The organism is Mastigocladopsis repens PCC 10914 (genome assembly GCF_000315565.1).
In the GTDB taxonomy this organism is placed as follows: Bacteria; Cyanobacteriota; Cyanobacteriia; order Cyanobacteriales; family Nostocaceae; genus Mastigocladopsis; species Mastigocladopsis repens.
The window spans coordinates 4,610,427-4,623,722 of the sequence record NZ_JH992901.1 but is presented as its reverse complement, the minus strand read 5'-3'; the positions used below and the strand labels follow the sequence as shown (position 1 = coordinate 4,623,722).

Below are 13,296 nucleotides of genomic sequence, written 5' to 3'. Positions count from 1 at the left end.
GCAGACGCTGCGCGAACACGAAAAATCTCACAACTCAAATAGGATTGCTATATTTATTATCAATAAGTAAGTGGATTTCTAACTGAGTTCCATTCCATCGCCACACTTCCGGGACTCCTAGTACCTCACACTTATTAAACCTAGTGCGGGTAATTTGTTTAACTCTAGTCACATTAATTGGCTCCTAAAATCTAAAATCCTCAGTTTAAATCTTCATATATTACATAATTAGTCATTTGTCATTAGCCATTAGTTAGTTAGTTATCAATTAAAAGTATTACCAATATCCACCTCACCTACTCCCTAACCACCACACAAAAGTATGACGCCAAAATCATGTGAACTTTTGTAAAGTATGGAGAGGCAGAATTTTTGCAAAGTGAGGAGAAAAAGCGTCGATATAGCGGAAATTTATCCCAAATTCAGGAAAATCTCACCTTAAAAGTTTAATCTTTATACAATGGAGCGCCAATACCTTTTATGTGCCGATTACTTGCTTACCTCGGTTCACCTGTTTCTTTGGAGCCTCTGCTGTACAAACCTGAGCACTCCCTTGTCGTTCAAAGCTATCAACCCCGCGAAATGCACTCTGGGGTAGTAAATGCTGATGGCTTTGGTGTTGGGTGGTATCATCTTCAAAAAGACACTGAACCATTTACCTACAAAAGTACACTACCCATTTGGAATGACATTAACCTGCCAAGCCTCAGCCGTTACATTGAGTCAGGGTGTACACTTGCCTATGTTCGTAGCGCAACACCAGGTCAAGCACTTGATTTTAGTAACTCTCAGCCTTTTCAGTACCAGCGTCTGTTATTCATTCATAATGGTCGAATTGACAAATTTCAGCAAACACTCTACAGACCAATACGGAGCCTGTTAAACGATGAAATTTACCAGTGGATAAAGGGAACGACAGACTCTGAACATATTTTTGCTTTGCTGCTCAACCAATGGCAAGCTAATCCTGGTAAAAGTCTAGAGCAGGCTCTACACATAAGCTTGCTGAAGCTTCAAGAGTTAGCGCAACGTTATCAAACCTATGTCTCTGTCAATGTCATCATCAGTGATGGACATCGCCTCATTGCTTCTCGTTTTAGCACACAATCACCTGCTCCCTCTCTTTACTGGCTACGCGACGATTTAACTTTCCCCAAGTCCGTAATCATTGCGTCGGAACCACTATTTGCTGGAAATTGGATTCCTTGTTCTGAAAATAGCATTATCAGTGTTGGAGAAGACTGTGATATCAGAATTGAGCCAATCTAGTTTAAAAGAAACAATTTCTTGTAACTTCCACCAGTGTCGCGCTAAAACTCTTGCCTTGTTTGTAGGTATCGACGAAGTAACCTTTTGCGCTCAGGCTCATCCCGACTTTAGCCCAATTGGATGGCATTTGGGGCATATTGCCTATACCGAGTCTTTGTGGCTGCTAGAGCACAGTGCAGACTTACCGTGTTTGTTCCCGCAATATCGTAAGCTGTTTGCCGCTAATGGTTTACCTAAGTGCGATCGCGTCAAATTACCAACATTAGAGAAAACGCTTCATTACCTCGACACAGTCAGAGCAAAAGTTTTGGATTACCTAGAACTAGCCGATTTAAAGCAGCAAGAGCGTCTTTGGCAATTTATACTTCAGCACGAAAGCCAACACAGTGAAATTATTACATTTTTATTGGAATTGGGCAAGCAGGAGAGAAGACAACTCTCCTTGTCCCCAAGGAGACAAGAGTATCAGATAACTTCTCCCCCAAGAGAACGACACAGACTTACCAACCCAGGGGAAGTTGTCCTCCAGGCGTCTACAACAGAGCTTCCCGCAGCACGGAAGCGTCCTCCCCTAACCTCCACTCCCCCTTTTACCGAGATGATAGAAATTCCTGGGGGCGAATTTGAGATGGGTGACAGCTCAGTTGATGCTTTGGATAACGAACGTTCAGCGCATATTGTATACTTAGATACTTACTGTATTGACCGCTACCCTGTGACTTGTGGGCAATATTTGGCATTCATGGAAGCGGGAGGTTATCAAAATCCTCGCTGGTGGTCTAAAGCTGGTTGGGAATGGTTACAAACTGAGCAGGTGACACAACCGCTCTACTGGTGCAACAATCCAGCTTGGGATAATCACCCAGTGTACGGTGTCAGTTGGTACGAAGCTCAAGCCTATTCGCAGTTTGTTGGTAAGCGGTTACCTACAGAAGCGGAGTGGGAAAAAGCAGTCAGTTGGGATGCAAAAGCTAATCGTCGCCGCATCTATCCTTGGGGGAATGAACAACCAACACTCGAGCTTTGTAACCACGATAATTTTATGGAAAGAACAACGCCTGTAGATACTTTCCCTACTGGGCAAAGTGCCTATGGTTTGTACGATGCTTTAGGAAATGTCTGGGAATGGACGGCTTCCTGGTTTGATGGTTACAAGGGCTTCCAGTATTACCCTTACATAGGGTACTCGCAAGTTTATTTTGACCAGCAGCACCGTGTTTTAAAAGGCGGCAGCTGGGCAACTCGTCCTTGGGTACTGCGTTCTAGTTTTCGCAACTGGTATCAGCCTGGTGTGCGCCAGATTTTGGCAGGGTTTCGCTGTGCTACAAGTACCAATTTCCTTTCCTGATCAAATCAATAGTGTGAATACTGAATAAAATGTTATAAATAGCACTTGTAGGCAAAATTCTTCATTTTGTCCCTAGTTTGTTACTTTGTTAAGTTTAATCTCAAACTATACCCCTTAAATTTATGAGCTAAATTGCTGGCTTTTTTTAACAAACACTCTTTCGGCAAGAGTATCTAGATATGTCATCATTCCCAAGTATTCGCAAAGCCAACTTAATCACACAAGTGACAGGCTCCACTTTTGAGCAAGAAGTCCTTGAAAGTATGATTCCTGTTTTAGTTGATTTTTTTGCTCCTTGGTGCAGTCCGTGCAAAATGGTGAATTATACTGTCGAGCAAGTGGCAAAGCAATACCAAGGTATTGTGAAAGTCGTTAAAGTTAATACGGACGAAAATCTCAGTCTTGCCGACGAGTATCGTATCCGCAGTCTTCCCACCCTGATGATTTTTCAGGAAGCTCAACTAGTTAACATGATTGTAGGAGCTGTTCCTAAAAACGCTCTGATCAAAACTTTGGAAAATTACCTCTAACTTCAACGCTAAATCATGTATATGAGGTAAGATCCATCTCTGCACTACGGGAAGAGCAGCACGGCATTGCTATCGATAAAACTGTGTAAAGGTGTGTCATCTATCATCTCTGGAGCAAGACGACATAAAACCTCAGCTTGAAATATTCTAGAGGTCTTTGAGAGAAATTAACCGTGTCATTCACTACACGGCTATTTTTGGTAAGACTCGCTACAAAAGGAAATCGATAAATGGTGGAAGCAAACCTGGTTCAGCAGGAAAATGTATTCAACAGTATGCTGCCTGACGAGGGGCGCTGGGTGCTGTTCTCAACGATTCTGGCATCAAGCATGGCTTTTATCGATGCCTCGGCGCTGAACGTCGCCCTCCCAGCATTGCAGAACGATCTTCAAGCGAGTGGCGTGCAACTGCTGTGGATTGTCAATGCTTACCTGCTCATGCTAGCCGCGCTGATCTTAGTCGGCGGATCGGTGGGCGATAAGCTGGGTCGCAAAAAAGTGTTTATGATTGGCATCAGCCTGTTTATGCTGGCTTCGCTTGCCTGCGGTTTCGCTCCAACCACGGAATTCCTGATCGGGGCGCGGGTTATGCAGGGTATCGGCGGCGCAATGATGATCCCTGGCAGCCTTGCAATCATCACCGCCTATTTTGAGCCAGAACGTCGCGGTGGAGCCATCGGAACCTGGTCGGCGGCAACGACAATTGTGACGGTCGCAGGACCTGTGCTGGGCGGCTTACTGGCGGATGCCGGATTGTGGCGCGGAGTCTTCCTGATCAACCTGCCACTAGGGCTAACGACGCTGCTAGTACTCTACTTCAAAGTTCCAGAAAGCCGCAACGAAGAAATTTCTGGAAAAATCGACTACCCAGGCGCGATTCTAATCACCCTCGGACTGGCGGGACTGACATACGGTTTCATCTCCATACATGAGCTTGGATTAAGTGACTTGCGTATTTATGGGTCGTTGCTTGGTGGAATCGTCGCGCTGGGGGCTTATATGGTCGTCCAAGCACGCAGCGCCCACCCGATGATGCCCCTGCACTTATTCAAGTCGCCCACCTTCAGCGGCACTAACCTGCTAACCTTGTTCCTCTACGGAGCATTGAGCGTAGGCACCTTCTTCTTATCGCTAAACTTAGTGCAGGCGCAGGGCTATAGTCAGTCGGTCGCTGGGTTGGCAGATATGCCCTTCGCGCTGCTGCTGAGTGGGCTATCACCTTGGGCTGGTCAATTGGCAGACCGCTACGGTCCACGCCTACCACTGATTGTCGGTCCCTCACTGGCTGGATTGGGGTTCCTGCTGATGTCATTCGTTGGTCTTACTCATGGCTCTAGCGAATACTGGACAACCTTCTTTCCGGGCATCATGGTATTTGGGTTAGGCATGGCAATCACCGTAGCACCGCTGACAACCGCCGTGATGGGTTCGGTGGGAACACACTACGCCGGGACAGCATCGGGAATCAATAACGCAGTTTCGCGTACGGCGGGAGTACTAGCGATCGCCATCGTCGGCTCAGTGGCACTATGTACTTTTGCGGGGGCATTGCAAGACCATACCGCCAACATCCATCTCACACAAACGGGACGGATCTTTCTCCAGTCCCAGGCAAACCAACTCGGTCAGACATCGCTCCTAACGGGAGTTGCGCCTCAAAATGTCGCAGCGGTCGAAAAGGCTATCAAGCTCGCCTTCGTCGATACTTTCCGGGTCGTGATGATCATCTGCGCTGGATTGGCATGGGTGAGCGCACTCATGGCGGCGCTTCTAGTTGAGAGCCAGGATTCCGCTGGAAAAACTCCCCATGATCAAGAGTCCATCAACTGTTGAAAATTTCATTCTTGCCTAGTCCCTACTGAATGCTGTCTGCTGTTGTGCATTTTTTGCACAACAGCTTTTTTTCTGTAAAGTAGCGATAGTCAATGCTGGTTTCGCCTTAAGTAGCCCATTTAATGGGAAAATCCGAAAAATAAGCATCAACTTAAGCCATCAAGCTCAAGCGTGATGTTATGCACTATGACTTTGGGTGATGCAATAGGCGCTCCCAACTTCTAGAGCCAAGTAAACGGAGGTTTAATGTCAATATCTAAGGCTGCCAGCAGCAAACTTACTTCCCAAAACACTATTGAGAAACGCTTGCAAATACAGCGTTTGCAAGAACCAACCTTGATTGTTTCTCCTAGTGCTGGGAGTGATGTCGTTAAGGGATTAACTCAAACACCCAAATCCTTACCCCCTCGTTACTTCTATGATGACCATGGTTCTGAACTATTTGAGCAAATTTGTGAGTTATCAGAATATTACGTAACGCGGACGGAAACGGCAATTTTGCAACAGTGCGCTGGTGAAATTGCCCTGATAACAGATCATTGCGAACTGGTGGAACTTGGCAGCGGCAGCTCTACCAAAACCCGTATTTTACTAGATGCTTACAATGAGTTAAGCTACCCCCTACGTTACCTGCCAATTGACGTGAGTGCAGGTATGTTGGAAAGCAGCGCTCGGCAACTACTGGCAGATTATCCCTCACTGCAAGTTCATGCGTTGGCAGGAACCTATGAATTGGCGCTGGCGGAACTCAAACCGGCGAAATTACCCAACCGAATGATTTGTTTTATCGGAAGTAGTTTGGGTAATATGAATTCGCAAGAGTGTGATGTGTTCTTCTCTCAAATCACAGATGCCCTTGAGATAGGAGAGTATGTCTTATTGGGGGTAGACTTGCAAAAGCCAAAACATCTGTTGGAGGCTGCTTATAACGACAGCCAGGGAGTGACGGCGGCGTTTAACCTCAATATGTTAGAGCATTTAAATCGGCAGTTTGAGGGCAATTTTGACACAACACAATTTGAACATTGGGCATTTTATAATGAAACTAAAAATCAAATCGAGATGCATCTTAGGAGTTTGCGATCGCAAACTATTCAATTACGCACCCTGAACCTGACTGTTCATTTTGAAGCAGGTGAGACTATCCTCACTGAAATTTCCCGCAAATTTGACCTCAACTCTATTCAACAGGCGCTAAAAGCAAAGAGTTTAGTCCCACAAAAGGTGTGGACTGATCCAAATCAATGGTTTGGTTTATTACTGTGTCAACTGCAAGCATCGACAGCAGTTTAATGGTAGTTAGTAGACTTCTTGCACTCATTCCGGTTTAAAGATATTTGGAACCACAGATGGACACAGATAAATCATCGGTGTTTATCTGTGTTTTTTTTGATAAACATTAGACCTGCCTTGACAATCTGTTGAAACTATCTATTGGTTTAGAGGTGGAAATCGATGCTGATGCTGGGACAATTCAGTTGTTAGAACTTGCTGTGGAATGCCTTGTGTTTGAGAAAAGCCGCCCTACGAGCTCGGCACGAGATGAAACTTCAATCTTCCGAAATATCCGTTTTAAGGCTTGCTTAACAGAATTTTCTGTAATCCAAAGGGCTGTACCGATTTGGGCATTCGTTAGCCCTTGTGCTACCAGTTCGGCAATTTGAATTTCACGCGGTGTTAAACGATTCATCTCAACAGAATTCAATTGTGTTGGTTGAGACCGTATTGTTGTTAACCTGGTTGATAGATGAAGGCAGAGGGCACTTAGGTCAGCAAGTTCCTGAGCATTAAAGGCAGGTGACAACCAAGCGCGGGTCAAGCCAACTCCACCGATAAGGCAACCATTACCTACAATCGGTCCAGCCATCACATGCCCATGATCAAAGCGCGGACATATAGTATTCCACATCCCAGGAGGTAACAACAATTCTTCGTGAATGGGGGCATGGTGCTCAACCAAGTAGCGCAAGACTGGATTATGTTCTGTAGATAAAACTAATTTAAGAATGCCTTGAATCGTTGTTCCAGTGGGGGGGAGCAGCTGATCAAAGAAAAAAAGCCCCCAACGTTGGGCTGCAAAATACTCACCAACTTTAACCATGACGTGCAGTCGTAGTTCCTGCTCATCACGAGCATGAGCGATCGCCCCAAATAAAGACTGCAAAGAATTTACCATCATCGTTACTGCAAGATGTACTCGTTCGAGGACTAGGCGTAGTCACGGAATCAATTTTACTCTAGCCTCATCACAGTTACAGAGCAAGGAGTACCGTTCCATGTCACTGTTAAACTACGCTCATCCTGAAGTTCTTGTAGATACCCAATGGGTTAGTGAACATTTGAGTGACCAAAGTGCGTCTTGTCGAAATGGACCTGGATACCACAGCTTATGACTCCGGTCACATTCCAGGCGCTGTCTTCTGGAACGGATTCACCGCCATCCTGCAACCCGATTACCGTGTCAATTTTGATAAAGTGGCGCTGTCAGGACTGCTTGCGCGGTCTGGCATTGCCAATGACACAACCGTCATTGTCTATAGCGATCATAGTGCTAGTGCCCCTTGGGTCTTTTGGTTCCTCAAAGTATTCGGGCATGACGATGTACGAGTCATGAATGGTGGTCGCAAAAAATGGCTCGTCGAAGCACGCCCTCTCGTGACCGAAACTCCCACCATTACGCCAACCACATATACCGCACAGAATCTCGATTCAAGCATACGTGCGCTACGGGAGCAGGTGCAAGCGAGCATCGGCAAGTTAGACCGCGTTTTGGTAGATGTACGCACACCCCAAGAGTATTGTGGCGAATTGTTCACCATGAAGCCACCAGAAGGAACAGAACGCCCGGGTCACATTCCAGGTGCAGCCCACATTTTTTATGAATCAGCCCTGAACGAAGATGAGACCTTTAAATCAGCCGAAGAATTGTACACCTTATACAGTAGCAAAGGCATCACCTCTGACAAGGAAGTGATCACGTACTGTGCAATTGGGGCACGCTCCGCCCATACTTGGTTTGTCTTGAAGTATTTGCTAGGCTATGAGAATGTACGCAATTACGACGGTTCTTGGAATGAGTGGGGGAGACTACCTGACACGCCTGTCGAGGTTTGACACTCCTTAATATTTTTACACACCTGAAAGCTCAATTGATGAGTTCTATAAAATCCGCTTAATGACTTATCGTAAGTTCCCTGAGTCATGAAACAGATTTTATATTACTCAACCAATCGGACGATGACCTGGATTGACTGCATGAATATACTCAATTCCTGAGGATGGAAACCCTCTTTTATAACAGGCTTCCTCCGGTTTTCCCCATCCTAATTGTAAAATGATTTCCAAAAAGTTAGTCTTTTCCCACTTCCATAAACTTGTCCATTCTGTTCGTTGAGCTATTCTATCTACATCAGCTTTTATAATCTGCTGATGCTGTTTGCCATGATTAAAACTTAAGTACAAGTCCATCCCTACAGTGATTTCATTCCAAAACTCCAATATGGAATTTTTTGCCGCTTTTAATGTTTCTATGTCACTGGGTAAAGCAATTAATTGAGCATCTAGTTCTGGATAGCGCAAAGTTTTACCTTTGACAGTGACTTCACGCCAGACAATACCTGAAACTTGATGTTCCCTTTGATATTCGTGAATGGTGGCTTTAAAATCTTGATAAGCCGTGAACTTTTGTAGCCCATCGGTTCTGATAAACTGGTCTATGACAGGATTGCCAGAGACAGTGACTGCTAACTTCAAGCGGTTTCCCTTGAGGCAAGCTTGGCGTTCAGACCGCAGAATTTGGATTAGCTGTTCGGTAGTGTAAACCTTTGACATCAGAACACACTCTATTAGTCATTGGTCAATAATTATTATTTATTTAGTTACTTATTCCTGACTTCCTAGCTCCTTAGTTCTCAATAATTTTTAAAGATTGTTCTTATAAATTATCCTTTAGAGTCATTAGGTTTGTGGTATCTAATCACACCAAAAAATAGGGCAGACAAATTTTGTCTGCCCCACAAGTTACTGAGTTAACTCGCTGTTCAACTCATTGAATGATCGCCGCTTCAATCGCACGGATTCGGAACGAGGTAATAAATCAAACACTTCTCGAAACCTGTCGTCTATTTCCTCATAGGGGACTTGACCCTTTTTATTCAAAACGACTTGACCCGACTGATTGAACACCACTACTTGAGGAACAACCCCAGAATAGTAATAACCCGGTTCTGTGGAGTTATAGCTTTCTTTGATAGGGATGGTATCGACATTCACGGGGATAATTTCTGCTGCTCGACCGTAAAATTCTTGTACCGTTGAAACGACAATAGCATATTTCTTACAATCGCTGCTGTCATCTACATAGAAAGCTAATATTGCCGGTTTATGCTCTGATAAAGCCTTTGCTAGCGTTGCTTTGGGAGGAACTAGTGAACCATTCCCCGCATAAACCACGAAAACATTGCCATCGTATCTGTCGTTATTGATATCAGCAAATGCTGATTGCACATCTACAACTAACAAGCAGGTCAGCAGCAGAGATATGGAGAATAACCGCCGCCAGTTTGGAATGAGATTCTGTAAAAAGCGCCACTTTATGCCATTCATCAATAAGAACCTTCTCACGTCTATTTTTTACAAGTTTGTGCTGAATGTAGCAAACTGGGGTGGAATTGACACTCCCACAGCTATCAAAACACGGCGTTAGCTCGTTTTGACTTAAAGCCGTGGGATTCTTGACTCACAGGGGTTCTAGTGAACTTACCCTCATCAAGCATCTTGACCGTCTGCCCGACGGCTGCACACCCTCTATTGAGGACGACTTGAGCGGCTGCGACATCTCTATCTGTTGTGTAGCCGCAATTTTCACAAACATGAACACGTTCTGACAAATCTTTTTTACCCGTTTCAGTACCACAGTTTGGGCATATCTGACTTGTCTTTCTACTATCAACTTTCTGGAAGTAGACACCACGCTTAAAGCAGCACTGTTCAAGAACCTGGAAAAATTGGCCCCATCCAGCATCTAAACAATGCTTTCCTAGCATCCCTCTGGACAAACCAACTAAATTTAAATCCTCAACAAATATTGTTTTGGCTTGGTCACAAAGTTGGTGCGCTATCTTCCAGTGAAAGTCTTTTCTAGTATTAGCAATACGTTCATGTAGTCTTGCCACTTTTGCTTGAGTTTTGCGCCGATTATTTGATCCTAATTTCTTGCGACTAACTCGTTGTTGCAGCAATTTAAGCTTGCGTTGGAGGTCTACAAAAAATTTAGGACGCTTAACACAAAAACCATTAGAAGCAGCAATAAAACTCATTAACCCCACGTCCACGCCCAAAGCATCACCATGAGGCAAAGGCTGAGGAACAGATACATCCCATTGCAGAGTCAGCATCACATACCAACCAGATGAGCGTTTAACAATTCGAGCCTGCTTAACTGCTGCATCTGTTGGAATATCTCGTGATTGCCTAAACTTAACCCATCCAATTACAGGAAGTTTTATTAATCCAGGCTTTAACGGTTCTTTCCCTAACTGGGGAAAAACAAAAGAGCGTAGCTGACCTACTTTCTTAAAGCGTGGAAACCCAAAATCACGCTCCCACATTGATGTAAAAGCATTCTCAAGCCGCTTTAATGTTTGTTGCAATACTTGAGACTGAACCCGTTTTAAATCTGGGTATAGCTCCTTTGCGGCAGTCAACGATTTGGATTGACTTGCATATGTCGGACGAGGTGCGTTGACTGGAATGATGTACTCAGAGTGCAATGAACAAGCATTAATTTGACATGAGCGCGACTTGTACCAGTCTTTGCGTTCAGCAAGAGCATAATTATAGACTTTGCGATTAATTTCTAACCAATCTTGAAAAATCTCTATCTGTTGCTTGGTTGGCAGTAGTCGAAACTCATAAGTCAAAGAAAACATTGATCATCACCTCCCTTCGAAGGGAATCTTAACTGAGCCACACGGTGAAGCTAAGACTTGAATAGACACTTGTGCAACTGTCACAATTAAGATCTGACTGCACCTAAAGGTGCAACGCATTCATCCCACGGCTGAAGCCGTTCGCGGAAGCGTGCCGTAGGCATTGGGCTTTCTGCTTTCATCGCTGTAAAATAAAACTCTATACCCTATCACCTGTTACCTCCTCGACTGGCTATTTTGGCAAGGATTCGCGAAAATACATGATTAATTGAAAATCAGGACGACGACAAACTAGTACTTTGTCAAGATAGTTTTGAGGGTTTGCAGTAAGCACGAAGAGTGCTTAGAAAATAAGGACTAAAGTCCTTACTACGAACTTACTTACCCATCAATTTAAACTTGACAGACCACTAGCAACACTCAAAAGACTAGGGTACTGATGTGGGAAACAAAATTCAACTGATAGACAGGATACGACTGGCTTTTGCTGTGTCAGTCGCAAAAAGCGTCACTTTAGGAGTGCGATCGCTCCGCTTGGGTGCAGCTAGTGTTTTACCAGGTTCTCTAGCGCGTCGCATTGAACCCCGACTGTTGCAGTTATTAACTCAGCAAGTCAAGAATGGGGTGATTTTGATTGCCGGTACCAATGGCAAAACGACCACATCGCTGCTTCTACGCACAATTCTAGAACGTAAAGGATACCGCGTTGCTCACAACTCGACAGGCGCAAATCTCGAAAACGGCTTGATGACTGCGCTGTTGGAAAGTACAAACGTGGTGGGTACGCTGGATGTTGATTACGCCATTTTAGAAGTCGATGAAAATATCGTACCGAAGATTTTGACACCGATTCAGCCCCGGATCATTCTCTGTTTAAACCTGTTCCGCGACCAATTGGATAGGTATGGAGAAGTTGACACAATTAGCAAGCGTTGGACAAAAGTTATTTCTACGCTTCCACCAGAAACAGTTGTCATTCCTAACGCTGATGACCCAACTTTATCTTATCTTGGTCAGCAGTTACCCCAAAGGGTATTATTCTTTGGTTTGAATGAACCAGAAAATTATTTAGATGAAATTCCTCACGCCGTCGATTCTATATTCTGTCCCAAATGCGGACACTCTTTAGATTACGAAGGTGTTTATTTATCTCATTTAGGAGATTTCCAATGTCCTAAATGCGGCTTTAGGAGAAGTCAACCTGCGCTTAATAGCAGCGAATTTCCCCAAATTCTTGTAGGTTTATACAACAAATATAATACTTTGGCAGCCGCGACTGCTGCTATAGAATTAGGCGTTGATGAAGCAACTATCCTAGATACGATTAACAACTTTCAAGCTGCATTTGGTCGTGCTGAAGAGTTAGAAATTAACGGAAAACGGGTGCGAATTTTGTTATCAAAAAATCCTGTAGGGACGAATGAAACAATTCGCGTCGTGACTCAAAGTCATGATAAAACAACACTGCTCGTCTTAAATGACCGGACACCCGATGGAACTGATGTCTCTTGGATTTGGGATGTAGATACAGAGAAATTAGTAGAACGAGGAGGGACTTTAGTTGTGAGTGGCGATCGCGTTTATGATATGGCGCTACGTCTACGCTACAGCGAAAAGACTCCTGATAGTCATTTTAATTTAATTGTCGAAGAAGATTTACGGCAAGCAATTGCAACTGCGCTGGAACATACACCAGATAACGAAACTTTGCACATTTTACCAACCTATTCTGCCATGCTGGAAGTGCGAGAAGTTCTAACAGGTAGAAAGATTCTTTAAATTGGGTAATTGGCTTGTAGTAAGCGCTTAAGCGCTCACTACGAACCTCTTACATAATTACCTTTAACAAGTGAAGATATTGATTATGCTCATCCAGCACTTTCAAATGCTTGCACGTTATAACACTTTGGCAAATCAAAAACTCTATGAAGTTTGTTCCCAACTTTCAGATGCAGAACGCAAACGCATTAGACCAGCTTTTTTCAAAAGTATTCACGGGACATTGAATCATATTATGTTAGGCGATCGCATCTGGATGGGACGCTTTGAAGGTAAACAAATGCCATCCACCGGACTTGATGCTATCCTCTATGATAATTTTGACGAGTTGTGGAAAACTCGTGTTTTAGAAGATGAGAAGATAGAAGCTTTCGTGTCTGGATTAAAGCAAGATTTCGTGACCAAAACAATCAGCTACGTAAACAATGCGGGTAAGCTTTATAACGACCCGGCTAACTTATTGCTAGCACACTTTTTTAACCACCAAACACATCATCGCGGTCAGATTCACGATATGCTGACTCAAACCGAAATCGCCCCACCATCTCTAGATATGCACCGGGTTATCCGACCATAACTAGAAAAAACTGTTCGTAGTGAGGACTTTA

The 13,296-nt window shown here is 44.2% G+C and carries 12 protein-coding genes; 8 read left to right on the top strand and 4 right to left on the bottom strand.

What is annotated here, in order from left to right; genetic code table 11:
- The first annotated feature begins 480 nt into the window (after nucleotides 1-480).
- The 5 genes from egtC (at nucleotide 481) to egtD (ending at nucleotide 6,272) form a co-directional block, all read left to right on the top strand.
- Nucleotides 481-1,269, top strand: coding sequence for an ergothioneine biosynthesis protein EgtC (egtC, locus tag MAS10914_RS0122615; protein WP_017318228.1), 789 nt, complete (start codon nucleotides 481-483; stop codon nucleotides 1,267-1,269).
- Nucleotides 1,244-2,617 (top strand): ergothioneine biosynthesis protein EgtB, encoded by a 1,374-nt coding sequence (gene egtB / locus MAS10914_RS0122610; RefSeq protein ID WP_017318227.1) that lies wholly within the window; start codon nucleotides 1,244-1,246, stop codon nucleotides 2,615-2,617. Before egtC ends, egtB begins: the two co-directional genes overlap by 26 nt.
- Before the next feature lie 179 nt (nucleotides 2,618-2,796).
- Entirely contained in the window at nucleotides 2,797-3,147 is a 351-nt protein-coding gene (trxA, locus tag MAS10914_RS0122605) for a thioredoxin (RefSeq protein ID WP_017318226.1), read from the top strand.
- A 230-nt stretch (nucleotides 3,148-3,377) separates the two neighbouring features.
- The gene (locus MAS10914_RS0122600) at nucleotides 3,378-4,979 is read left to right on the top strand and encodes an MFS transporter (RefSeq protein ID WP_017318225.1); all 1,602 of its coding nucleotides are present in this window, start codon (nucleotides 3,378-3,380) and stop codon (nucleotides 4,977-4,979) included.
- Between the two features lie 246 nt (nucleotides 4,980-5,225).
- Nucleotides 5,226-6,272 (top strand): L-histidine N(alpha)-methyltransferase, encoded by a 1,047-nt coding sequence (gene egtD / locus MAS10914_RS0122595; protein ID WP_017318224.1) that lies wholly within the window; start codon nucleotides 5,226-5,228, stop codon nucleotides 6,270-6,272.
- Between the two features lie 181 nt (nucleotides 6,273-6,453).
- On the opposite strand, the gene MAS10914_RS0122590 is transcribed toward egtD, so the two are convergent.
- Nucleotides 6,454-7,155: a LuxR C-terminal-related transcriptional regulator gene (locus MAS10914_RS0122590; RefSeq protein WP_017318223.1), complete on the bottom strand. Its 702-nt coding sequence runs from the start codon at nucleotides 7,153-7,155 to the stop codon at nucleotides 6,454-6,456.
- Nucleotides 7,156-7,331: 176 nt separating this feature from the next.
- On the opposite strand from MAS10914_RS0122590, the gene MAS10914_RS31720 reads away from it, so the two are divergent.
- On the top strand, nucleotides 7,332-8,093 hold the full coding sequence (locus MAS10914_RS31720; RefSeq protein WP_332248821.1) for a sulfurtransferase: 762 nt from the start codon (nucleotides 7,332-7,334) through the stop codon (nucleotides 8,091-8,093).
- Nucleotides 8,094-8,201: 108 nt separating this feature from the next.
- Here MAS10914_RS31720 and MAS10914_RS0122580 read toward each other — a convergent pair whose 3' ends face one another.
- The 3 genes from MAS10914_RS0122580 to MAS10914_RS0122570 all read right to left on the bottom strand — a co-directional run bounded on the left by MAS10914_RS0122580 (nucleotide 8,202) and on the right by MAS10914_RS0122570 (nucleotide 10,909).
- Entirely contained in the window at nucleotides 8,202-8,810 is a 609-nt protein-coding gene (locus tag MAS10914_RS0122580) for a hypothetical protein (RefSeq protein WP_017318221.1), read from the bottom strand.
- A 189-nt stretch (nucleotides 8,811-8,999) separates the two neighbouring features.
- Nucleotides 9,000-9,584, bottom strand: coding sequence for a thylakoid membrane photosystem I accumulation factor (locus tag MAS10914_RS0122575; RefSeq protein WP_017318220.1), 585 nt, complete (start codon nucleotides 9,582-9,584; stop codon nucleotides 9,000-9,002).
- Nucleotides 9,585-9,667: 83 nt separating this feature from the next.
- Entirely contained in the window at nucleotides 9,668-10,909 is a 1,242-nt protein-coding gene (locus MAS10914_RS0122570) for an RNA-guided endonuclease InsQ/TnpB family protein (protein WP_017318219.1), read from the bottom strand.
- Between the two features lie 441 nt (nucleotides 10,910-11,350).
- Here MAS10914_RS0122570 and MAS10914_RS0122565 point away from each other — a divergent pair, with 441 nt between their 5' ends.
- Together MAS10914_RS0122565 and MAS10914_RS0122560 are read left to right on the top strand one after the other, a co-directional pair.
- The gene (locus MAS10914_RS0122565) at nucleotides 11,351-12,688 is read left to right on the top strand and encodes a Mur ligase family protein (protein ID WP_017318218.1); all 1,338 of its coding nucleotides are present in this window, start codon (nucleotides 11,351-11,353) and stop codon (nucleotides 12,686-12,688) included.
- An 85-nt stretch (nucleotides 12,689-12,773) separates the two neighbouring features.
- Entirely contained in the window at nucleotides 12,774-13,265 is a 492-nt protein-coding gene (locus MAS10914_RS0122560) for a DinB family protein (protein ID WP_017318217.1), read from the top strand.
- Nucleotides 13,266-13,296 lie beyond the last annotated feature (31 nt).